Source organism: Acinetobacter lanii (assembly GCF_011578285.1).
Lineage (GTDB): Bacteria > Pseudomonadota > Gammaproteobacteria > Pseudomonadales > Moraxellaceae > Acinetobacter > Acinetobacter lanii.
Genome location: NZ_CP049916.1, coordinates 1,659,957 through 1,682,917 on the forward strand (window position 1 = coordinate 1,659,957; position 22,961 = coordinate 1,682,917).

A 22,961-nucleotide genomic window follows, 5' to 3' on the forward strand; every position below is an offset into this window, starting at 1 on the left:
GCATATCTTTGTATTAAAAAGATCGCCATTCCAATAGATTATTTTGTAGGTGCTTGATCAACCGCAACCGTAAACAGAACGTCAGTTGAAGAGTTAAGGGCAGTTTCAGTCGAGTCTTGCAATACGCTGATCACCATACCAATGGCAACCACTTGCATGGCAATATCACTCGAGATATTGAATAAACCACAAGCGACCGGAATCAGTAGCAATGAACCACCGGCAACACCTGATGCACCACAAGCAGAAATCGTCGCTACGATCGATACAATCACCATGGTCAGAAAGTCAACTTGAATACCTAAAGTATGTACAGTAGCCAAGGTCAATACGGTAATGGTCACCGAAGCACCTGCCATATTGATTGCAGCACCCAACGGAATCGCCACACTGGCAGTCGACTCAGGTACACCCAAACGTTTAGCCAAGTCTAAATTTACTGGAATATTTGCAGCTGAACTTCGGGTAAAGAAAGCGGTAATGCCACTTTCACGAAGACATTTTAAGACCAACGGAAACGGATTCTTACGCGTTACAAAAGCCACCATGATTGGATTAATCACCAACGCAACAAAGAGCATGGTGCCAATCAAAACCGCAAGCAACTGACCATAGCTCGCTAAAGTCGATAAGCCCACCTGTGCAAAAGTCACAGCCACTAAACCAAAAATACCCAATGGAGCAAGGCTAATCACTGTACGAATGACAAAATTTACAGCTGCAGCAGCATCATTTAAAAAAAGTTTAGATGAATCACTGGCATGGCGAAATGCCAAACCAAGTGCCACTGACCAGGTCAAAATACCAATGAAGTTTGCTTCACTAATCGCTGTTACAGGATTCGCAACGAAACTTAAAATCAGATTTTTAAAAATTTCAGTCAGGCTGCCGGGTGGCTGTAAAGCTGCGTCAGCAGGAACATTGAGGAGGAGGGTGGTGGGGAAAAGAATACTTGCAAAGACTGCAGTGAGTGCAGATAAAAACATCCCAATGCCATACATGGCCATAATGGGTTTAATTTTAGCACTGTGCCCGCCACCCACAGAGAAGTTCGCAATAGAAGCTAAAACCAACACAAAAACCAAAATAGGCGCAACTGACTTTAGGGCCTTGATAAAAACTTCACCAAAAATGCTTAAATTGGAGGCAAATTCAGGGAAAAAGATAGCTACGGCTATGCCTAAAACGATGGCGATGATAATTCTGGTAACTAAACTCAAACGTGCTAGAGCAGCGAACATAACTGAACCTAATTTGCCTAGACTGGCTTTAAAATCGAATAAATAAGTGGGCTATTCTATACTGAAATCAAATAACACAATTAGAACAATTTAATAATAAAAAATAAGCCATTAATAACATGTAACTTTTTAGAAAATATCATGATTTTAAAAGCTTAGATTTAAATCAAAATTGCACAAAAAATGTTTATGAGTGAAAGGTTTGGGCATCTAATTCATGCATCGCTTGATAATGGGTTAAAAATACTTTTCCAGTGAGCTTAATCAGTAAATCAGACTGTTTTAAATGATCCATGACGGGACCTTTGACCTCACTTAGATGTAGGGCAATATTCAGTTTCTTAAGATCACTATTAATTTCTTCCAAAGTTTCTAAAGCGCTTAAGTCAATATTACTGATACTTGAGCAATTGATCACCACATGCTCTAAATGTGCGTGTTGACTGACTTCGGCAATCACAAACTCCTTTAAAGTATTGGCATTTAAAAAACTGAGATTTTCATCAATTCGTACCGAGACTAAGCGGGTACTGGTCAATACTTCATGCCGGGAAATATTGCGAAAATGCTGTGTGCCTTGCACCATACCAATGACCGCAATATGCGGTCGACTGATGCGCCATAATAAAAGAATAAAGGTCGAAACAATGCCAATCATTAAACCCGTTGAGATATCAATGCACAGCACGCCAAAGAAAGTGACCCACATGGCAAAGCCATCGGCTTTCGAGTATTTCCATGCATCAAAAAAGGCTTTAAAGCTGACCAACTTCCAAATCGAGACAATAATTGTGGCAGCAAGAATCGCCAAAGGTAATTGTTTAAATAAGCCTGTGAAATATAGACTCACCACAATAATAAACAGCGACGAAATCACACCTGCCATCGGGGTTTTTGCGCCGGCATCGGCATTGACTACGGTACGCGATAAACTGCCCGTGACTGGAAAGGCAGAACTAAAACCTGCCGCCAAGTTTGAAAAACCGAGAGCCACCAACTCTTGATTACTGTTCAATTCTGCACGTTGCTGAAAGGCAGTTGCTTGTGCGATCGAAATCGACTCTACAAAACTGACCATCGCAATCATGGCTGCACCAGGTAACAGCGTCCAAACCAAATCTAGTGTCCAAAAGGGCATACTTAATGGCGGAAAGCCCGATGGAATTTCACCGACTGTTTTAATGCCCATTTCGTCTATATGCGCAAAATGCACCAAAGCAATTGAAATGACGACCAGGAGCAATGGAATGGTTTTATTTAACATTTGAGTGGATGGAATTCGTTTCTTCATCCATGAGGACTGTAGGGCTTTGGGCAGATAAATCAGAAAAGCTATAGCCGCAAGACCAAAAGCCAAAGTATTAATATTACTTAAGTTGAGGTATTGCCACAGACTGATGCCAAACTCAATGATATTGCTGGCTTGTAAAGGCACATCGAGTAAAAACTTAATTTGACTTAAGGCAATCAGCAATGCCGAAGCAATAATAAAACTTTTAATCACCGGATGACTGATCAAGCGAATGAGAAAACCAAAACGGCAAATCCCCAACAATAACGAAATGATCCCGACCAACAGTGCCAATAGGCATGCCGCTTGGACATAAACAGGTGAACCGACTTCGTATAAAGGCTCAAGGGTCGCAAAAGTCATCATGGAAATCAGTGCCACAGGACCAATCGATAAATTTGGACTAGTGCCAAACATGGCATACACAATCATCGGCAAAATGCTGGCATATAAACCGGTAATTGGAGCTAAGCCTGCAATCATAGCATAAGCCATCCCTTGCGGGACGAGCATTGCCAAAACAATCAGTGCTGCCAGTAGATCATCCTTAAACACAGCTGTATTGTAGCGTTTTAACCATGATAAAGCGGGCAGTAATTTAAGGATTTGATCTTTGGACAAGGGTATACCTACATACGGCTAAAATCATTTGTGTAAACGTATATCCTATTAAAATTCAAAACTGCATGAGCATTAAATAACAAAATATACAAGTCGATATTAAGCCCATAAAAAAAAGCTAAGCACAATAGATCTATAGCAGGCTCAAATTTAACAAAAAAGATAAAAATATTTTATTACACATGATGTAAAGTAAAACTTAATAATTTAAACTAACTTTTGATTTAAATCATCAATAACAATTTCCCATAAAATTAGTCACGTACAACTTAACGCATTCTAACAAATTACAATAATTGGTGCCTGCTGTGGATCAACAAAATCGAATTTTAAAGCTGACTTTCCCTGATAATGATGTTGCATTTGCCTCACAAATGGTCGTCAACTATTTAGAAGCACATGAACAGTTTAATCATGATTTTATTTTTAAAGCTGAAATCTTATCTGAAAATTCCCAAATACCTTTGGATGATTTAATTGGCAAAATGGCGTGTATTGAATGTATGCGCCACGATGGTAGTTCACGGTTTTTCAACGGTTATGTTTTTAGTTTTAAATTTATTAAAAATGATGCGGGTTATAGTCGTTATGAAATGATTTTGAGACCTTGGCTGGCGTTTTTAACTTACCGAAATGATTGTCAAGTTTTTCAAGAAATGTCACTTAAGCAACGTAGTCTGCAACTCTTCAAAAATTGTCATTTTAGTGACGTTCTTTGGCATTTACGTCAACCTGATCCAGAAGCGACCTTTTCTGTGCAGTTTAATGAAACAGACTATAACTACTTACAACGTCAGTGGGAAAAGGCAGGTTGGATCTATTGGTATGAACATCGTGCCGATGGACACACCTTACATATCATTGATCAAACCCAAACCTGTCAAGGCATTAAAAGCCCGAATAATGAATTAGTTTGGCGGGGGAGTGATTCTCATAACAATCTAGTTGGTATTACCTCTACTGCAAGTCAGTCTCAAATGACCTTTAATCATTATTCTTCATCTACGTTTGATTTTAAATCTCCAGATCAATTACAGTCTGAGTTTAAACCCACTACTGCTTTCGCAAATAAAATGAATCTCGAAAGCTATGTTTATGATGGTGCGTATGCATTTAAAGATGCTGAACAAGGCAATAAGAATTTAAAACAAAAAAGTGATGCAATAGCAGCTGAAGCAAAAATGCACTATTTAGGCTGTAATAATGCGTATGCTGAAATTGGGCATTGGTTCAAATTAACACGAGCAGATTCTTCCACAGATGTGCCTGCTGAATATTTGATTACCAGTCTGTCCCATAAGGTGGGAAATAACTATCTGTATGAAATAGAGACAAGAACAGCACAATATGAAGCTGAAATTGAGTGTTTAGATCGTAATTTAGCTTGGATTCCAAAGCTCAATAGTAATAGCGAAGCGGTTTTAATCTATGGCTTACAAACAGCAAAAGTAGTTGGACCTCCAGGTGAAGAAATTTATACAGATAAATATGGTTGTGTAAAAGTTCAATTTCATTGGGATCGTTTAGGGCAGCAAAACGAAAACTCATCCGCATGGGTACGAGTTGCAACCGCTTGGGCAGGCAGCAACTTTGGTATGGTCTCAATTCCTCGTATTGGGCAAGAGGTTATTGTTCAGTTCTTAGATGGCAATCCTGATCGACCTGTCATTACTGGCAGTGTCTACAACGAAGACAATTTACCCCCTTGGGAATTGCCTGCAAACGCCACTCAGTCAGGGATATTGTCAAGATCAACGGTAGGTGCAACCACTGAAAATGCCAATGCGATTCGTTTTGAAGATAAAAAAGGTGCAGAAGAAGTCTGGATTCAAGCGGAAAAAGATCAGAACATCAATGTTAAAAATAATGAAACCCATACGATTGGGGTAGATCGAACCAAGTCGATTGGCAGCAATGAAACCGTGTCGATTGGTGCAGATCGTACTGAAACGGTGGGGAATAATGAAACCATAACCATTGGGACAGACCGTACAGAAACGGTGGGTAGTAACGAAACGATTAATATCGGTGCGAATAGAACCAAAACCGTCACAGGCAATGAGAATATCACCATTCAACAAAACCGGACTAAATCGGTGGTCGGGAATGAAACCGACAGTATTTCCAAAAATCAAAATATTAGTGTGACGCAAAATCAGTCTACTTCAGTCGGGCAAAATCAAACCGTCACTGTGGGCTTAAATAAAATTGAATCTGTTGCGATTGCAAAGGCGCTTAATGTCGGTGCCGCATATGCTGTGACTGTGGGCGCAGGCCATGCTGTGACCGTCGCTGGTGCGATGAATACTGCCGTCGGTTTAGCACAATTTGAGCAAGTGGGCTTAGCCAAAAATATTAGTGTAGGGAAGACATTTACAATTGACGTGGCGGATAAATTTGAACTTAGAGTGGGTGCTTCCACTCTGGTATTAAAGTCTGATGGCTCAATTACAATTTCAGGTAAAGAGATTTTGATTGACGGCTCCGGCCCAGTTCAAATTAATGGTAAAGATATTGATCTTAATTAATATAAATTATGACTCTCGAAAATAATACTGTGTTTCCTGCGCTGTTATATACAGTAGCTGATGCACAAAGGACTGAAAAATATGTTGTAGTGATGAAAGTGAGCTACAAGATCAATCGTTTGTCTGAAAATCAATGGGATTTAGAGCTGATTGAAGACGGTTCTATTCCTCTTTGTTTGGCTGATGAGTATTGGGGTGAAATAGGCAAAAGCAGTGTAAAAATCGAAAGTGATTTGGCACCTTTTAAACCCAAATGTGATGTCATTATTAATGGGTCTGCTTATTCAAAAAATGAAAAACCGGTGTCTGCAATTGCTGTACGAATTCGATTGAGCGTTCCTAAACAACATCAAGCATTAATTCCACCTAAAATCCCTCAGCCATTGAATCCCAAAATGCCTTTAACTGAATCTCAAAAAAAGCAGTGGATTAAGGAGCAACAATTATATGAAGCCCAGTTAGTACGTCAAAAAAATATTGAATATGTTTCCCAGCTTGAGAAAACATTAAGTGTGTTAGGTGAATCACATTTTGAACAAAATATTTTATTGCCAGGTTGGAAAAGAACGAGATTAGCAGCTTTTGTAGCATGTCCTATTCGTTGGGAATATACCTTTGGTGGACATCATTTCCTCAAAAAAAATGATAATGATCTGACACCGGTTTTAAATGAAGCATGCTATACCAATCCTTTAGGATGTGGATGGGTTGATAGTTCATATTTTGAATGCTGTGAAAAAGTTAACCACTATAAATCTAAAACTGAAAAGTTAAAAAATTTTAAAATTATCAAGGCACCAAGAGTTGAACAATATTTGCAACGCCAAAAAAAACCGGCTTTTATTGATCAAGCTAAAAAAGGCAAGTTAGAAAAAGTGAGTCAAATGCAAGAAATTGCATCTAAATATCCTTTTATACCTGCTGGTTTTGGTTTTATTGGGCGTTCTTGGTTACCTCGAATTGCTTATGCAGGAACCTATGACCAAAAATGGTTAGATGAACAGCATCCTTATCCACCTTTTGATATGGATTATCGATATTGGAATGGCGCTCCTGAAGATCAGCAGATTGAAGTATTTAACCCTGCTTCTAAATTGGAATTATGGAATCTGGTTCACCCAAATTTCTCTGATGATGGGTATCTTTGTGTACATTTTAAAGGTCATCAACCTTTAGCGACTATTTGTTGTGAAGATGCAACGCAGGAAGAAGTTGCGCTTAAAACTGAGACAGTTCTGATTGATACAGATCAAATGACGATTAGTCTTACACATAAAGTTGTCATTGATAAGCAACCTGAATCAATCACTCTCATACGACTTGATTTGGTGAATTAAAAACATTTTTACAATGACAAGATTTAGGAGAATTATACGTTATGGCAAAAGAACTACAATTGCGACAAGAATCAGGCTGGATCGTTGTTTCAAGTACGCCTGATGTATGTCGTACCCCAATAGGCAGTTCAGTGGTGCCCGTACCTTATATGATTGTTGCTCAGTTAGTGAACTCAGTCAAAGTTTCCAAAAATGTGAGAGCAAATGGAAATCCTGTTGTATTACACCAAAGTGTGATCACCAAAACAATGGGCGATGAAGCGGGTGTGTTGAAAGGTTTGAGTAGTAAAACCCATATCGCCAATAATTATCCTGATGAAGGTAGCTCAAGCGTCAGAATTAACGGTAAAAAATCTATCCGAAAAAAAGACAAAATATATATGAACTCTCACTCAGCCAGTAAAGGTAATACATTTGGAAAAGTAAGTTAAATGATGTGGTTCTAGGATTTTAGACCACGCCTATAAGTGATAATCTACTCCCCAATAAGCATGGGAAATGCTTGTTTTTGGAGTCAACCATGACACGAAGAAAACGTCGTAATCATTCAGCAGAGTTTAAAGTTAAAGTTGCTCTCGCAGCAATTAAAGGCGACCACACACTCGCTGAACTTTCTACTCAATTCGATTTACATCAAAACCAAATCATCGATTGGAAAAATCAACTGCTTGAGCAATCAGTCAATATTTTTTCACGACCAACAGCACAACAAGAACCAGAGATTGACCTCAAAGCTCTACATGCCAAGATAGGACATCAGGCATTGCAAATTGATTTTTTAGAAGGTGCGCTCAGAAAAATAGGGCAGCTGAGCGGCAAAAAATGATCGATAAGACCCATCAACTTTCGGTACGACAACAATCGCAATTGATTCAAATCAATCGCAGTACGTTGTATTACAAGCCCAAAGAGATTTCATCAACTGATTTGAGTTGGATGCGTCTAATCGATGAAATTCATCTCGACTACCCATTTATGGGCAGTCGAATGATACGAGATATGCTACAGCGTCAAGGACATCAAATAGGTCGGCGTAAAGTCCGACGTTTAATGCGCTTGATGGGAATACATGCCTTGTATCCAAAACCCAATACCAGTAAGCCTAATCTTGCACACCGTATTTTCCCATATCTGTTGAAAAACATGGTCATCGATCACTCTAATCAAGTCTGGTGTACAGATATCACGTACATTCCTATGGCTAAAGGCTTTGTCTATCTGTGTGCAATTATAGATTGGCATAGTCGTAAAGTACTGGCTCATCGAGTATCGATCAGTATGGAAACAGACTTTTGCATAGATGCGTTGCAAGAAGCAATTGTGAAATATGGTTGTCCAGAGGTGTTTAATACAGACCAAGGCAGTCAATTCACAAGCGAGGCATTTTTGAATGAGTTAAAATTGCGAAATATCCGTATCAGTATGGATGGGAAAGGACGATGGATGGATAATGTGATGATTGAGCGTTTATGGCGCAGCGTGAAGCATGAGGAAGTCTATTTGAAGGCTTACGATACGGTTAAACAAGCGAAACAATCACTTGCTGAATATTTGGATTTTTATAACATGATACGTCCTCATTCAAGTTTGAATAAGGCAACACCGGATGAATTTTATGATGAACATTTACTAAAAGTAATGGCAGCATAATTTAAATATTTAGAGCGGATTTATCACTTATAAAACTGAATTGAGTGGTCTAATTAACGGAACCACATTATAAATAAGTACTAAAACATAAAAAAATATTATTAGGAGTTTCATTTATGCCTTTACCCCTTATCCCCATTGGACTTGGTGTAGCCCGTATCGCTGTTGGTGGTTATAGAATTGTTAAAGGCATTAAAACTGCTAAGCAAATCGCAGATGCGAAAAAAGCTGCCGATTTAGCAAAAAAAGCGGCTGAAGCAAAGAAAAGAGCTGATCAAGCAAGAAAAGCGGCTGAAGCAAAAAGAAAAGCTGAACAAGCAAAAAATACGGGTACCCAAGTTAAAGGTCAGAAGAAAAAAAAGAAAGATGATAAATGTGATAAAAAGAAAAAAAAAGGTAGTCCAGTTGATAGTGTAACTGGATGTAAGGTTTTAGATGGTTCAATAGACTTAGATTTTAGCCTAAACTCGGCATTTCCTTTGGTTTGGAAACGAACATATTCAAGCCAAAGTGATATTGGGACATCACAAAATCCATATACTTGGTTTGGTCAAGGATGGGACTGTCCCTTTGTAGCCCAAATTAAAGTATTCACTTTTCAAAAGAAGATAGAATTAATATTACCCATGGGTAATATTGTGGAGATTCCTTTCTTAGAAGAAGGTTCAACCTATTATTGCTTACAAGATAATTTGACATTGATCCGTGAAGAAACAGGGAGTGAATTTCCACATTCTACCTATCGTTTTAAAATTGCGTTGGGTACATTAGCATCAGCATCAACGTTTTATGAATTTTATCATCAAGTTGATCATAAGACATCTAAGCCCGAATATTTAATTTTATGTACAGGGACACAAGATTTATACGGTAATCGAATTCAATTTGAATATTTACACCAAGATCATGCCAGACAAAATTATCCGAGTCATATTATTGATAGTATCAATCAGGTGCTTTCTCTTGAGTTTGTCGAGATAAACAAGCAAATTCGTTTAACAGAAATTCGACATCTAAAAAACATAAATCATATACGAGAGCATTCGCCTGAAAAAACAACTCATTTAACTTTAGACGACATTTTAATTTTGGCTGAAAAAGAAGCCAATCGTCAATTTGTGAGTCTAGATGATGTGCTCAATATTAAAACCTTAGTACGATATGGGTATTCAGATGAAGCTGATTTAGTACAAGTCTACACAGATAATAGTCCTGTAGAAGCGAACCAACCTTCAGATTATCGCTTAAAATTGGTACGTCAATTTGAGTGGAACAGCCATATCATGGTCGCTCATCATATTGTAGAGGGTCTAAGTAGTCACTATGAATATGATGAATACACAACCCAAGGAAAGGTGATTCGCCATTGGATCAGTAACGGGGAAGAGTTTATTTTTCAATATCATGATGGGTACACGGATGTTATATCAGCACCGAATAGTGCCATTGAAAAAATAGAACGTTTTTATTTTGATAAATATGACTATTTACTTCAGTATATCGATGGAAATGGTTCTTCCGAATTTTATGAATACAATGAAAATCAACAACTCATCAAAAAAATTAATGCAGAGGGCGGAATTACACAGTATCAATATAATGGTGCTGAACTAACAAAAATTCGTAGTCTGATTCAATATGATGCCGTAACTCATTTGCCTATATGGCGAGAAATCAGCTTAACTTGGACTGAAGGTCGATTGACTACAGTGACTGACCCTTTAGGCAATAGCGAAACCACAGCTTATGATTTTGCCGGTCAACCTTTAGTCATCACTGATGCTTTGGGCCATCAAACTCATATCAAATACACACCCACAGGTATGGCATATCAGCTGACAGATGCTAAAGGCGGTCAGAAGCGCATGTTGTGGGACAAATTCGGTAACCTACAAAAGTATCAAGACTGTAGTGGTAAAACGACCAATTATCATTATGACCGTTATGGCCGACTCACTGCTGTTCAGAATGCATTAGGGCTTGAAACCCGTTTTAAATATTATGCACACCAGCAGCAACCGAGTGAAATTCACTACCCAGACGGAACGATTGAACAGTTTAAATACGATGCTTTAGAACGATTAATTGAGTATCGAGACGCCTTAGGCCGAACGACAACCTATCAATACAGTGTGGATAGCTTACCGACTCAACGTACTGACCCAGCCAATGGAACAGTGACCTATCACTATGACCAGCTCAGAAGGTTTGTCGGTTTAACCAATGAAAATGGACAGACCTGGACACTTGAATATGATGCGAATGATCAAGTGATTGCGGAGACCACTTTTGATGGGGTGCGTACGGAATATGAATATAGTGCTGCGGGGCATCTGATCAAGCATCGTCAACTGACTGAAAACAAAGAAATCCGATACAGTACCGTTTTTAAACGCGATTTATTAGGGCAATTAATTGAACAATATATCGTTGATCATCATGACTTAACGGAGAAAAAAAGAACACGCTATGAGTACGATCTTGCTGGGCAATTGATACAAGCGCGTAATGCTGACAGCCATGTCAAACTGAGCTATGACGCCATAGGTCAACTCAATAAAGAACAACTCATTGCCCATTGGTTCAACGAGGCAACACAAGAACATACACAGCGTACCCATACGTTGACACATTTGTATGACGAATTGGGCAACCGAATAGAAACGACATTGCCCGATGGGCGTAAGCTCAAGACCATGTATTATGGGTCTGGTCATGCGTGGCATTATGCCTTAGAGGATAGCGAAGGCATCCATGAGATCAGCAGTTTAAAACGTGATGATTTACATCAAGAAATCGAACGAACTCAAGGGCAACTACATAGCCAATTTAAACTTGATCGAATGGGACGACTCACTGAGCAAAGTGTGGCATGGGAGCAGGATCCATCTCAAAAACGTTTAGAGCGCTTATATGACTATGATCAAGCAGGTCAGCTTAAAGAGATTTTAGACAAAAGGTACTTATATTCAACATCTCGTACCCAACAAGGAAACAACCTTGTTGGTGGATCTACCGCTTCATGGCAACGTAAACAAAGCTATCAATACGATGTTTTGTCACGGTTAACAGGAAGTGAACTGTCCACACAAGGTCAAAGTGAGAATTTCATTCAGATACGAGAGCAATTTGCTTTTGACCCTGCGAGTAACATCTTACCAATAGCCTCTACAGCAGAAAATAAACAATCTAAAATTTTAGATAACCGTGTGAAGCATCTTGAGCAAGCCCATCAAACTGTGAACTATGAGTATGATGATTTAGGGCGTGTGATACAAAAACGTATTCACATCAAAGATAAGAATGCCTTTGGACATATCCACCAACAACTCAGTGGCAATCATTTACTCAATCAATTTACGACACGACAAATAGATTTGGAGTGGGATGAACAGAATCAGCTTAAAGCCTCAACCTCGATGAAGCCCGATGGAAGAGGTGGGCAAGAGATTATACAAACACAGTACTGTTATGATCCATTTGGTCGAAGGATAGCGAACCAGAGTCAAACCTATAAAAAAGAAATCATTACGCAGCAAATTCAAGCCAAAATACAGCACGAAAAAGCTGACTCACAAAACTCAGAACCAACAGCGAACCATCAACTGGGTTCATCCATGAACTTAAGTTTGGGGGGATCTACACACTCAGCTATATCTACGCATTTTAATACCAATCGATCTAAGATTATTCGACCTGCCAAAACGATACAAACTGAATCCACACAGTTGATTCAAAAACAAGCGGTATGGAATGTTTGGGATGGTAACCGAATACTACAAGATCACAATGGTAAGCATGTATTCACCACGGTGTATGAAACGGATAGTTTTATTCCATTGGCACGTCTCGTTTGGTTAGATGATCAGCTGACAAATGCAGCGAATGACGAAGCACCATCAACAGCCAGTATAGAAAAACTGAATCAACTCAAACAAATTGCACTGCAAAATATTGGAGAACTTAAAGGTTTAGATTTAAATCAAACTGAAATAGAACAAGCCAGTAACGACGAACTTCCGAAACCTAAACACAATCAACATCAAGTGTATTGGTATCAAAATGATCATTTGGGAACTCCACGAGAGTTAACTCAGCATAATGGTGAGATTGCATGGGAGGCGGTGTATCAGGCATGGGGCAATACAGTTACCGTTGAGTGGCAAGAGGTTATACAAGCTCAAGAGATAAATCCAATTCAACTGGATGCAGTAGAGCAAAGTTATTTACTGCAGCCACATCGTTTTCAAGGGCAAATCTACGACAACGAAACAGGTTTACATTATAACCGTTTCCGCTACTATGACCCTGATGCTGGGCGGTTTATCAGCCATGACCCGATTGGTTTGTTGGGTGGTGACAATCAGTTTCAGTATGCGCCGAATCCTGTTGAATGGGTAGATCCTTATGGATTAGCATGTTGTGAAAGTCTGACAGATGTAGATTGGACAAGTCATGGAAACAAACATGTACCAGCTAATATAAAATGGGATAAAGTTGTTGAGTCAACTAAAAAAGGTCCGGCTAAATATAAGCCTAATACTAATATTCAAGCCTTGGAAAGAGGAGTTTGGGCTTCTGGTATTGAGATTAATACACCTGGAAGTAAAAACTCTAAATGGAAAATTATGGATTTAGGAGAAATTATTGGTGCAAGTGAAGGTAAAGAAACTACATATATGAGAGTTGAATGTTCACAAGGTGTTATTCATGGTCATCCTATTTCAAAATCAGAATTTAATAAACTATTGAAGAGAAAAAAATAAAATGTTAGATAAAATTAATATCAAAGATGGCATAATTACATGTGATAATATTTCATGGTTAAAAGATAATAACCAAGCAAAATCCAATATTGATTTTTTAACTGAGGACTTACTTCAAATTTCATTTTATAAAAATGAATATATTATTGATGTAGGTTGGTATCCATCAGGTAGAGTAAAAGGTAGTTTTATTATACTGCTAATAAATAATGAAAACTGGTCCAAGCCTTTTTTTAAGGCTAAAACTCGAAATATAAATGAAGTATATAAATATATAGAAATTTGTATAAAAATAATTGATAAAAAATTACACCTAGAGAACTGAATTCGAAGTCTGGAAATATTTATTGGAAAGTGCTTTATTGGATAAAGAAGTATAGGGAATGCGCATGGATAAGAAAACAACGTTTTCCATGTAGTAAGACGAAGGCTAAGCCTGAGTGGTTACAGTTGAAGGGCTAGAGGTAGCTCAAGAAATAAATCCAATTCACTTGAATGCTACTGAGCAAAGCTATTTACTTCAACCGCATCGTTTTCAGGGGCAGATTTATGATGTTGAGACAGGTTTACACTATAACCGTTTTCGTTATTATGACCCTGATGCAGGGCGATTTATTAGTCATGATCCGATTGGATTAGCAGGAGGTGATAATCATTTTCAGTACGTGCCGAATCCTGTTGAGTGGACTGACCCGTGGGGATTGAAAAGCAGAGCTAAAAATAGGGGTTCATTAGATTGGAATAGTGTCAAAAGTCGTGGAGAAAGCCGACATGATCATATTATGAATGGTCATTTTAAAGTCAATCCTGAAAACATACTCAAACTTTATTTAATAAAAACCCTAAGAGTATTATTAATAAATTTTGGAAAAAAAGAATGAAAATTAAGCCTTGTCCTGATAATAAGGCTGAGCCAGGTGATAGAGATGAATATACGATCGAAACCAATAAAATAATTGGTTATGATAGAGATACTGGTGAACAATTGAGTAAATTATTCATAGTTGTTGAAAGAAATACTAATAAACTTGTTACAGCGTTTCCAATTAAATAGTGAGAAAAATATGAGTTTTTGGTATATGGTGTGTCCGAAATGTTATGGTCAGGGGCGTCTAGTTCTTACCGTTGATGAAACAAAAAATATCCCTTTTTTAAATTGTGATGAATGCGAAGCATCTTGGTATTCAGTATTAAGTATACAATCAGAACCTCCATTTTTAGGATATAAAATTAAAAATCATATTGCATCTCTAAGTGAAATCGAAAAATTTGGCTGGCATAAATTGGCTCTTCATGAATATAAAAAATGATTTAAGGGAATTCTTAGGATAGTACCTTAGTTGAACCTATTAACATAACATTCTCAATATGTTTGATTTTTAATTTAAAGATTGTAAGAAGGGATAATTATTGTAAGCGTCCGCTGAATCCCATGCCTATTTTTTAATTTTGGTCGGATTTCCAGCGGTGTGGCAGTAATTCTTCTATTTGGGTGACTTTATGCGTCGGCAGCCTTTTCAGCACATCACTTAAATAGGCATACGGATCCAGTCCATTCAGCTTTGCTGACTGGATTAAAGTCATGATATTGGCAGCTCGTTGGCCGCTGCGCAGCGAGCCAGCAAACAGCCAGTTCTTACGTCCCAACGCCCAGGGGCGCATCTGATTTTCAATCCAGTTATTATCTATAGGCAAATTGCCATCATCCAGATAGCGGCAGAGTGCCTGCCAACGTTTTAGGCTGTAATTGATCGCCTTGGCAGTTGGAGAACTCGATGGCACCGCCAGATAATGTTGGCTGAGCCATTCATACAGTTGTTGCATCACCGTTTGGCTATGCTGTTGCCGGTATTCGCGGCGATGTTCTGCTGTACCATCGGTCTTTTTCCTGAGTTCTGCTTCTATGGCATACAGTTTCTGAATCAGCACTAATGCCTGTTCAGCGATCTGACTTTTCCCGGTCACATACAGTTCATGGAATTTACGACGTGCATGTGCCATGCAGCCCACCTCAATGACCTGGCCTGATTTAAAGCGTGCTTTATAACCACTGTAATCATCACAGACCAGATGACCCTGCCAGCCATTCAGGAACGCTTCAGCATGCTGACCTGAACGACTATCCTGAAAGTCATAGATCACTGCCTGAACTGGATTGTACTGTGTAGTGGCATAGGCCCAGACATAACCTTTCTTCGGTTTTTTCTCATCATCACCCATCCGCATGATGGTGACCGGCGTTTCATCGGCATGGATCACCCGCTGTTGCAGCACCACCTGTTTTAAGGCATTGGCCAGAGGTTCCAGTTCCACACCGCAGCGACCAATCCAGTCAGATAAAGTAGATCTGGACAGATCAATGCCCGCCCGCTGATAGATCAGGCGCTGACGGTACAGCGGCAAATGATCGGCATACTTCGATACCAGCACATGGCTGAGCAATTCAGGTGAAGCAATGCCTTTATCAATCACATAGGCAGGCATCGCTTGCTGAGTCAGAGTGTCGCACTGATCACAGACCCATTTGCCACGGACATGCTGTTCCTTGTAGAACTGTGCCGGTCTGAAATGCAGTTTTTCACTGATATCTTCGCCGATACGACGTAACTGGCAGCCACAACTGCATTGGGTTGATGCAGGTTCATGCTCAATACGGATGGTGTGTAGATGATCTGGCAGCAGTCGACGTTTAGGTTTGTTGACTGTGGCTTTCTGTGTCACTGCATCGGTTTTATCTGCATTTAATCGTTCTAATTCTAGATCAACGGCTGCGATATCTTCTTCGACCGCTTCGTCCCATAGATGGATTTGTTTTGCGGTAAGATGTTCGTTTTTACTGCCGAATTTATGATTTTTAAACAGCGCCAGTTCATGCTCGTATTTTTGATTGAGAATAGAAAGATGCTGAACTTTGGCATCCAATTGCTGGTTTGATTTTTCTAATTCTTGATTTGATTGTGCCAGAGACTTATGCTGCATCGCCAACTGCCGGGTAAATTCCAGCAGTTGTTCATGGGTGAGTTGGCTTAAATCAGGCAGCATTTTCATGACCGCAGTATGCCTGAGGTCATGACGCAGAGGAAATAGAACGTTTGGAGAATAGCAGAATGTAGCAGCCTAGTTTAGAGCATTGTTACCACTTGCTGTCGTCCAATGCGCTGCCAGGGCAAACCCTGAATTAGTGCCTGTAACTGTTCTGGACTGAGAGCTACGTTTTCACCCTGGTGAACTTTAGCCCAGTGGAATTTTCCCTGTTCCAGCCGCCTGGCACACAGCCAGATGCCCAGTCCATCATGTACCAGCACTTTCATACGATGACCACGTTTATTACAGAACAGGTAGGCGCAATGCGGTTTGATTGAGCCAAAGGCTTTCATAATCTGCGCCATGGCCGTATCCATACCCGCACGCATGTCCATGGGCTGGGTAGACAACCAGATTTCATCGATACGGATCATTTGATCAAGCCCTGAAGTAAAAGCAGTAATTCAGTTGCAGACTCCACCGGCCATTCGATTTCGATCATCTGATCCCTTACGGAACCTTGTTCATCATGTAATGGAATCCTGATATGAGCGGTAGCTTTCTTCTCTGGCACAGGTGGCGGAGGTGCTTCTTGTTTGACTGGCGTCGGGTGAAGAATGACGGGAAGGAAGTCGGTCTGTGGAATGGATGAGATTGTTAATGATGGAACCATTGATCTGGACTGACGAATCCATTTATGCAACAGATTGGCATTGATCTGATGTTGCATTGCGACCTTAGCCACCGATGTATCTGGCTGCTGGCATTGCTGAATAAGTTGATGTTTAAATTCAGCCGTGAAGGTTCGACGGGGCTTTTTTAGCGTTGGTGCAGTGTCTATAACTGTCTTTAAATCCATAAATAGGTGTCCACTTAAATTTTAGTGGACACTATCGCGGTATTAATGAGTCAGGAAAAGTGGGGCTCAGCGGACGCTTACTAATTATTCATCACATCCTAAGTTACTCCAGTAAATGAAAAATTGATTCAGGTGAGAATGAGTAGAATCAGCTCAAAGCCTCAACCTCGACCAAGCCTGATGGTAGAGGTGGGCAAGAGATTATACAAACACAGTACTGTTATGATCCATTTGGACGACGGATAGCGAAACAGAGTCAAACCTATAAAAAAGAAATCATTACACAGCAAATTCAAGCAAAAATACAGCACGAAAAAGCTAACTCACAAAACTCAGAACCAACAGTGAACCATCAACTGGGTTCATCGATGAACTTAAGTTTAGGTGGATCTACACAATTAGCTGGATCATCAAACTTAAATACCAGTCGATCTAAGATTATTCGACCTGCCAAAACGATACAAACTGAATCCACACAGCTGGTTCAAAGACAAGCTGTATAGCTAAAAGTTTAAGATGAGCTACAATAGAAAAAACTTTAATCTTTAAGACCATGCCAAAAACATATTCTGTCGATTTACGCGAAAAAGCCATGCAGTTTTATAAAGAGTCAAAGCATAAATCTAAGACGTGCGAAATATTTAATATTGCCAGAACCACGCTCGATGATTGGATCCTGATCGAACAGCAGACTGGTCAACTCAAACAACCTAAGTCTCCAAATGTAGGACGTCCCTCAAAGATTCTGGACCTGCAAGCTTTTGAAGCATTTGTAAAAACAACGCCATTTACCCAAGCTAAAGATCTTATTCATTTGTTTGAACAGAAATTCGGTTATAGCGTTGGCTATCATGTCATTTTAAAAGCTCTAAATAAGATGGGTTGGACGCGTAAAAAAAGAGTTTTCTCTACAAACAAGCCTGCAAGTTAAGCCGTGCTGTATTTGAATGGTGTTTGCCTCAGTGGAAGCAGCAATATGGTGAAAATCACATTCTTTATATCGATGAATCAGGCATCAATACCAATGAAACCGCAGAATATGGTTGGTCTCCAAAAGGTCAACGTTGTCATGCATTTAAGTCAGGTGGGCATGGCACGAGACTCAGTATGATCAGTGCGGTCAGATCAAATGCACCATTCAAGTTTACTCAACCTTTAGTTTTTCACGGTTCGTGTGATCGGAATATTTTTGTCTGTTGGTTGGAATATTTGTTGCAGGATTTAAAGCAAAAGGATGATCAGACTAAGAGTTATTTGCTGATTCTAGATAATGCATCCATTCATAAAGGTCGAGTAATTGATGACTTGGCAGCACGATATCAGATAAGAATTGTTTATCTACCTGCATATAGTCCTGATCTAAATCCTATTGAGAGAGCATGGTCTGTCCTAAAAAGTAAAGTCAGACATATGGTTGCCCATAGCAATAAAACACTTCCCGACGCTTTGGATATTGCATTCAAGATGATGTAGCTTATATTCTATACTTAGCTATATGGAATGTTTGGGATGGGAATCGAATACTGCAAGACCATAATGGTAAGCATGTATTCACCACAGTATATGAAGCGGATAGTTTTATACCTTTGGCGCGTCTGGTTTGGTTAGATGATCAACTGACTCAAGCTGCAAATGATGAAACAGCTTCCAAAACAAATATAGAAAAACTGAATGAGCTTAAACAAATTGCACTACAAAATATTGGAGAGCTTGAGGGATTAGAGGAAGGGCAGACTTTACCACCAGTTGCGAATGATGAACCGCCAAAACATAGCCAACATCAGGTCTATTGGTATCAAAATGATCACTTGGGTACGCCAAGGGAACTGACTTCAAATCATGGTGATATTGCATGGGAGGCGGTGTATCAAGCGTGGGGCAATACGGTTAGCGTTGAGTGGCAAGAAGTTGCACAAGCTCAAGAGATAAAACCGATTCAACTGAATGCAGTAGAGCAGAGTTATTTACTACAGCCTCATCGTTTTCAGGGGCAGATTTATGATGTTGAGACGGGTTTACATTACAATCGTTTCCGATACTATGACCCTGATGCTGGACGTTTTATTAGTCATGATCCTATAGGTTTGTTGGGTGGGGATAATCATTTTCAGTATACGCCTAATCCTGTGGGGTGGGTTGATCCATATGGATTAGCGAAGAAAAAACTAGGGGATTGTGATGATGAATGCGAAGCTAATAAATCTAAAGAAATCGTACTTGAAGCAAAATCCTTTGAAAGCGCAAGAAATTTAGCATTGAAAAAAATTGGAACTTTAATCCCTGGTACGCGGAGCAAACAAATAGGGCGATTAGGTATGGGTAAAGGTAAGGTAACTGGATTTACAGGTACTACAAAAAATCATAATTTTGTTAGATTGAGACTAGATTATGATCCAATAAAAGGAACTCATTTTAACGTTGAGCTTGGAAAAGGCGAATGTGCTGAAAAATATGCAATTAAATTTCCCGGCGATGAAAAAAAATTTGCTACCTTATTAAAAAGGAATACTTGATGAAAAAGCCAACATTCGTAAGTTCAAATGAATTAGTCAAATTTGAAGAAACTGACCTTGAACTAGAATTAGAAAAAATAGGTTTAAAAATATTGAATTGGGGGGTTATTGATCGCAATTCATGTTTTCACATATTTACAAAAGAAGTAAATAGAAATGAACTAATTTCATTGATAAAAAAAAATTTACTAGATAGAGATTCTTCTGATTTATTTAAGATAACTTGGTCAAATATGGATACTTACTCAATAATCTGTGATTCAGACTATTTGATTAAAAATATTAACTCTATTATTGATGAAGATTGGGATTTTTGGATAATAAGTGTTAACAATAAAAAAGTTTTAGAGTACTACCATGAGGGAGAGTTGAGTTTTTATTTAATTGATTAAATTTTATTTAAATAAGAATGCGCTGTATTTCAAAAATGTATGAAGTGGCTAGTCTCATTCCTTTTGAGCTTCTCGTTAGGTTGTATGATCAACTTAAGTAAGTTGCCAATGATCATACCCAAAGGTTAACATTTCATTAGAGTTAATCAAACCAAAGGTATTTCACAGTTAGGTATATTAGTATGAAAAATAAAGATGCTTTAGTCCAAACAATTATTAACTTGGGTGTTTTAGACAAATATTTTTATGATTTTAGTATAAAAATGGGGGCAGAAAATATTGATGAAGAGAAAATTAGTAAAGATTTTTTTGAATTATTTTTAAAACTAAAAGCTGGTCAAATTATTTCTAATGCTATTTATGAATTAAAATATAATACTTGTCTTGATAATGATGATGTTATTCAAATTGAAAATAAAGTCATAAATATTTGAAAATAAATAAAATAATTGGATATTTATAATAATTCTTATATTTTTGATCTTAAGATAAAGTCAACTTAAAAATTGCATTACAAAATATTGGTGAACTTGAGGAATTAGATTCAGAGACAATTAAAGCAAACCATAAAATAATAGCGAATAATGATGAGATTTCTAAACATAGCACCATCAGGTGTATTGGTTTCAATATGATCATTTAGGTTTACGAGAGAGCTAACCTCAAAGACTGAGAATGTCGAGTGGGAATGAGCTATAAATTGGAACTTCAACATTACCAAAGGGATCAAAATGATTAGACAGAAGTTAGAAGCTAAAGATTACAGTATTTTACACGACATACAGACTTGGGAGGATTGGGCAGAAATTGAAGAATGTTATTCTAAATTATCATCTAACTTTTGTACGACAGATGAACAAAGTTATCAAAGGCAAGAAAACAGATTGAATGTGAATATTAATGGAACTACTTGGAAACCTATAACTAGAGAATACTCATGTGATCAAGATATTGATATAGAAGTTTTTTTCAATAACTTGAGAGATAAAGCATATGAGAAATTAGAAAATGTATCTTTAGAGGATCGTATAAAAGAGTTTGATGGATTTAATTTAAGTTGCTTTCATTGTGCAATACGTACTGAAAATTTGGCAATAAGATTATGTCCAATTTGTAATCGAAGATTAACCTCTTTTATTGTCAATTGGGAAAAGGATTGAAATAATTTGATTTAATTAATTTGAATATAGGTTAAATATTTGTTGTCAAGGTTATGTATGTCAGATTTCAATGAAATAGTAAGTAATATTAAATGTAAACAGGATTTCTTAAACTTCATTCAATTATTAATTGAGGATTTACACAAGAATCAATGGGGAAATAATACTTTATCGAGCTATTTGGAAGGAATGGAGGGATGGGTTGATGATATGGATGGATATTTCAAGAATATCCAAGATTATGAAACACTTAGAAGAATTAAAAACAATGAAGTTGATTGGAAAATTTTTGCTTCAATACTAATAGCTTCTTCTATGTACGAATGAATAATTTTATTTAAGGACTTAAAGATGTCCTTAATATAATAAAAATTGTTTTGCATTTAGCACATAAATTTATTGATGTGACAAATGTGCTATTTGCTAACACTTGAATTGAATTTTTGATGAGTAAAATGGTAGATGATAATTTTTGTAGTGTGATCAAAAGCATTTCAAATTTTAAGGTAAGAATGCATTTCGGCATATCCACCAACAATTAAGTATAGCTAAAAGTTTAAGATGAGCTACAATAGAAAAAACTTTAATCTTTAAGACCATGCCAAAAACATATTCTGTCGATTTACGCGGAAAAGCCATGCAGTTTTATAAACAGTCAAAGCATAAATCTAAGACGTGCGAAATATTTAATATTGCCAGAACCACGCTCGATGATTGGATCCTGATCGAACAGCAGACTGGTCAACTCAAACAACCTAAGTCTCCAAATGTAGGACGTCCCTCAAAGATTCTGGACCTGCAAGCTTTTGAAGCATTTGTAAAAACAACGCCATTTACCCAAGCTAAAGATCTTATTCCTTTGTTTGAACAGAAATTCGGTTATAGCGTTGGCTATCATGTCATTTTAAAAGCTCTAAATAAGATGGGTTGGACGCGTAAAAAAAGAGTTTTCTCTACAAACAAGCCTGCAAGTTAAGCCGTGCTGTATTTGAATGGTGTTTGCCTCAGTGGAAGCAGCAATATGGTGAAGATCACATTCTTTATATCGATGAATCAGGCATCAATACCAATGAAACCGCAGAATATGGTTGGTCTCCAAAAGGTCAACGTTGTCATGCATTTAAGTCAGGTGGGCATGGCACGAGACTCAGTATGATCAGTGCGGTCAGATCAAATGCGCCATTCAAGTTTACTCAACCTTTAGTTTTTCACGGTTCGTGTGATCGGAATATTTTTGTCTGTTGGTTGGAATATTTGTTGCAGGATTTAAAGCAAAAGGATGATTAGACTAAGAGTTATTTGCTGATTCTAGATAATGCATCCATTCATAAAGGTCGAGTAATTGATGACTTGGCAGCACGATATCAGATAAGAATTGTTTATCTACCTGCATATAGTCCTGATCTAAATCCTATTGAGAGAGCATGGTCTGTCCTAAAAAGTAAAGTCAGACATATGGTTGCCCATAGCAATAAAACACTTCCCGACGCTTTAGATATTGCATTTAAGATGATGTAGCTTATATTTTATACTTAGCTATAGCAATCACTTACTCAATCAATTCACGACACGTCAAATA

22 protein-coding genes and 1 pseudogene are annotated in these 22,961 nt (G+C 38.1%); 18 read left to right on the forward strand and 5 right to left on the reverse strand.

Annotation, left to right across the window (positions count from 1 at the left end):
- Positions 1–38: 38 nt before the first annotated feature.
- Both sstT and G8D99_RS07770 read right to left on the reverse strand, forming a co-directional pair.
- Positions 39–1,241, reverse strand: a complete 1,203-nt coding sequence (gene sstT / locus G8D99_RS07765; RefSeq protein WP_166324106.1) for a serine/threonine transporter SstT — start codon at positions 1,239–1,241, stop codon at positions 39–41.
- 187 nt (positions 1,242–1,428) lie between these two features.
- Positions 1,429–3,159, reverse strand: a complete 1,731-nt coding sequence (locus tag G8D99_RS07770; RefSeq protein WP_166327621.1) for a SulP family inorganic anion transporter — start codon at positions 3,157–3,159, stop codon at positions 1,429–1,431.
- Between the two features lie 302 nt (positions 3,160–3,461).
- Here G8D99_RS07770 and G8D99_RS07775 point away from each other — a divergent pair, with 302 nt between their 5' ends.
- From G8D99_RS07775 to G8D99_RS07815, 9 genes are all read left to right on the forward strand, one after another.
- Entirely contained in the window at positions 3,462–5,681 is a 2,220-nt protein-coding gene (locus tag G8D99_RS07775) for a type VI secretion system Vgr family protein (RefSeq protein ID WP_227554379.1), read from the forward strand.
- 8 nt (positions 5,682–5,689) lie between these two features.
- Positions 5,690–7,018 carry a DUF2169 family type VI secretion system accessory protein gene (locus G8D99_RS07780; RefSeq protein ID WP_166324109.1) on the forward strand — a complete coding sequence of 443 codons (1,329 nt, stop codon included), beginning with the start codon at positions 5,690–5,692 and terminating at the stop codon, positions 7,016–7,018.
- Between the two features lie 41 nt (positions 7,019–7,059).
- The gene (locus G8D99_RS07785; protein WP_166324112.1) at positions 7,060–7,449 is read left to right on the forward strand and encodes a DUF4150 domain-containing protein; all 390 of its coding nucleotides are present in this window, start codon (positions 7,060–7,062) and stop codon (positions 7,447–7,449) included.
- Positions 7,450–7,538: 89 nt separating this feature from the next.
- Positions 7,539–8,668, forward strand: a protein-coding gene (locus G8D99_RS07790) for an IS3-like element ISAcsp5 family transposase (protein WP_166322579.1) whose coding sequence is annotated in 2 segments (ribosomal slippage) — positions 7,539–7,791 and positions 7,791–8,668 — 1,131 coding nt in all. Because the reading frame shifts where the segments join, the coding sequence is not laid out codon by codon here.
- 116 nt (positions 8,669–8,784) lie between these two features.
- Complete coding sequence (locus tag G8D99_RS07795) at positions 8,785–13,434, forward strand: RHS repeat-associated core domain-containing protein (RefSeq protein WP_166324115.1); 4,650 nt, start codon at positions 8,785–8,787, stop codon at positions 13,432–13,434.
- A 1-nt stretch (position 13,435) separates the two neighbouring features.
- Positions 13,436–13,759, forward strand: a complete 324-nt coding sequence (locus tag G8D99_RS07800; RefSeq protein ID WP_166324118.1) for a hypothetical protein — start codon at positions 13,436–13,438, stop codon at positions 13,757–13,759.
- 115 nt (positions 13,760–13,874) lie between these two features.
- A complete protein-coding gene (locus tag G8D99_RS15780) occupies positions 13,875–14,315 on the forward strand; it encodes an RHS repeat-associated core domain-containing protein (protein ID WP_166324121.1) in 441 nt (146 codons plus the stop codon).
- Complete coding sequence (locus G8D99_RS07810; protein WP_166324124.1) at positions 14,312–14,488, forward strand: hypothetical protein; 177 nt, start codon at positions 14,312–14,314, stop codon at positions 14,486–14,488. The genes G8D99_RS15780 and G8D99_RS07810 overlap by 4 nt, the downstream gene beginning before the upstream one ends.
- Before the next feature lie 10 nt (positions 14,489–14,498).
- Entirely contained in the window at positions 14,499–14,744 is a 246-nt protein-coding gene (locus G8D99_RS07815; protein ID WP_166324127.1) for a hypothetical protein, read from the forward strand.
- 133 nt (positions 14,745–14,877) lie between these two features.
- Here G8D99_RS07815 and tnpC read toward each other — a convergent pair whose 3' ends face one another.
- The 3 genes from tnpC to tnpA form a co-directional block, all read right to left on the reverse strand.
- The gene (gene tnpC / locus G8D99_RS07820) at positions 14,878–16,482 is read right to left on the reverse strand and encodes an IS66 family transposase (RefSeq protein WP_166322603.1); all 1,605 of its coding nucleotides are present in this window, start codon (positions 16,480–16,482) and stop codon (positions 14,878–14,880) included.
- 74 nt (positions 16,483–16,556) lie between these two features.
- Positions 16,557–16,892, reverse strand: a complete 336-nt coding sequence (gene tnpB / locus G8D99_RS07825) for an IS66 family insertion sequence element accessory protein TnpB (protein ID WP_004783682.1) — start codon at positions 16,890–16,892, stop codon at positions 16,557–16,559.
- Positions 16,889–17,317 (reverse strand): IS66-like element accessory protein TnpA, encoded by a 429-nt coding sequence (tnpA, locus tag G8D99_RS07830; RefSeq protein ID WP_004783683.1) that lies wholly within the window; start codon positions 17,315–17,317, stop codon positions 16,889–16,891. Before tnpA ends, tnpB begins: the two co-directional genes overlap by 4 nt.
- A 553-nt stretch (positions 17,318–17,870) precedes the next feature.
- On the opposite strand from tnpA, the gene G8D99_RS07835 reads away from it, so the two are divergent.
- The 9 genes and pseudogenes from G8D99_RS07835 to G8D99_RS15710 all read left to right on the forward strand — a co-directional run bounded on the left by G8D99_RS07835 (position 17,871) and on the right by G8D99_RS15710 (position 22,900).
- Positions 17,871–18,248 carry an IS630 transposase-related protein gene (locus G8D99_RS07835; protein ID WP_166323678.1) on the forward strand — a complete coding sequence of 126 codons (378 nt, stop codon included), beginning with the start codon at positions 17,871–17,873 and terminating at the stop codon, positions 18,246–18,248.
- A gap of 23 nt (positions 18,249–18,271) precedes the next feature.
- Positions 18,272–18,790, forward strand: coding sequence for an IS630 family transposase (locus G8D99_RS07840; RefSeq protein ID WP_166324130.1), 519 nt, complete (start codon positions 18,272–18,274; stop codon positions 18,788–18,790).
- Positions 18,791–18,903: 113 nt separating this feature from the next.
- On the forward strand, positions 18,904–19,830 hold the full coding sequence (locus G8D99_RS15785) for an RHS repeat-associated core domain-containing protein (RefSeq protein ID WP_264821746.1): 927 nt from the start codon (positions 18,904–18,906) through the stop codon (positions 19,828–19,830).
- Positions 19,830–20,222, forward strand: a complete 393-nt coding sequence (locus G8D99_RS07850; RefSeq protein WP_166324133.1) for a hypothetical protein — start codon at positions 19,830–19,832, stop codon at positions 20,220–20,222. The genes G8D99_RS15785 and G8D99_RS07850 overlap by 1 nt, the downstream gene beginning before the upstream one ends.
- Before the next feature lie 182 nt (positions 20,223–20,404).
- A complete protein-coding gene (locus G8D99_RS07855) occupies positions 20,405–20,656 on the forward strand; it encodes a hypothetical protein (protein ID WP_166324136.1) in 252 nt (83 codons plus the stop codon).
- Between the two features lie 297 nt (positions 20,657–20,953).
- Positions 20,954–21,382, forward strand: a complete 429-nt coding sequence (locus G8D99_RS07860) for a hypothetical protein (RefSeq protein ID WP_166324139.1) — start codon at positions 20,954–20,956, stop codon at positions 21,380–21,382.
- A gap of 57 nt (positions 21,383–21,439) precedes the next feature.
- Complete coding sequence (locus tag G8D99_RS07865; RefSeq protein WP_166324142.1) at positions 21,440–21,709, forward strand: DUF7660 family protein; 270 nt, start codon at positions 21,440–21,442, stop codon at positions 21,707–21,709.
- 271 nt (positions 21,710–21,980) lie between these two features.
- Positions 21,981–22,358 carry an IS630 transposase-related protein gene (locus G8D99_RS07870; protein WP_166324145.1) on the forward strand — a complete coding sequence of 126 codons (378 nt, stop codon included), beginning with the start codon at positions 21,981–21,983 and terminating at the stop codon, positions 22,356–22,358.
- Between the two features lie 23 nt (positions 22,359–22,381).
- A pseudogene (locus tag G8D99_RS15710) lies at positions 22,382–22,900 on the forward strand (IS630 family transposase).
- Positions 22,901–22,961: the final 61 nt, after the last annotated feature.

Bases quoted from the DNA above. Each gene is read 5' to 3' on its own strand.
- sstT (WP_166324106.1), bottom strand. From the start codon at position 1,241: ATGTTCGCTGCTCTAGCACGTTTGAGTTTAGTTACCAGAATTATCATC.
- G8D99_RS07795 (WP_166324115.1), top strand. From the start codon at position 8,785: ATGCCTTTACCCCTTATCCCCATTGGACTTGGTGTAGCCCGTATCGCT.
- tnpB (WP_004783682.1), bottom strand. From the start codon at position 16,892: ATGATCCGTATCGATGAAATCTGGTTGTCTACCCAGCCCATGGACATG.
- G8D99_RS07850 (WP_166324133.1), top strand. From the start codon at position 19,830: ATGAAAAAGCCAACATTCGTAAGTTCAAATGAATTAGTCAAATTTGAA.
- G8D99_RS07780 (WP_166324109.1), top strand. From the start codon at position 5,690: ATGACTCTCGAAAATAATACTGTGTTTCCTGCGCTGTTATATACAGTA.
- G8D99_RS07800 (WP_166324118.1), top strand. From the start codon at position 13,436: ATGTTAGATAAAATTAATATCAAAGATGGCATAATTACATGTGATAAT.
- G8D99_RS07865 (WP_166324142.1), top strand. From the start codon at position 21,440: ATGTCAGATTTCAATGAAATAGTAAGTAATATTAAATGTAAACAGGAT.
- G8D99_RS07870 (WP_166324145.1), top strand. From the start codon at position 21,981: ATGCCAAAAACATATTCTGTCGATTTACGCGGAAAAGCCATGCAGTTT.
- G8D99_RS07860 (WP_166324139.1), top strand. From the start codon at position 20,954: ATGATTAGACAGAAGTTAGAAGCTAAAGATTACAGTATTTTACACGAC.
- tnpC (WP_166322603.1), bottom strand. From the start codon at position 16,482: ATGAAAATGCTGCCTGATTTAAGCCAACTCACCCATGAACAACTGCTG.
- G8D99_RS07835 (WP_166323678.1), top strand. From the start codon at position 17,871: ATGCCAAAAACATATTCTGTCGATTTACGCGAAAAAGCCATGCAGTTT.
- G8D99_RS07810 (WP_166324124.1), top strand. From the start codon at position 14,312: ATGAAAATTAAGCCTTGTCCTGATAATAAGGCTGAGCCAGGTGATAGA.
- G8D99_RS07815 (WP_166324127.1), top strand. From the start codon at position 14,499: ATGAGTTTTTGGTATATGGTGTGTCCGAAATGTTATGGTCAGGGGCGT.
- tnpA (WP_004783683.1), bottom strand. From the start codon at position 17,317: ATGGATTTAAAGACAGTTATAGACACTGCACCAACGCTAAAAAAGCCC.
- G8D99_RS07785 (WP_166324112.1), top strand. From the start codon at position 7,060: ATGGCAAAAGAACTACAATTGCGACAAGAATCAGGCTGGATCGTTGTT.
- G8D99_RS07855 (WP_166324136.1), top strand. From the start codon at position 20,405: ATGAAAAATAAAGATGCTTTAGTCCAAACAATTATTAACTTGGGTGTT.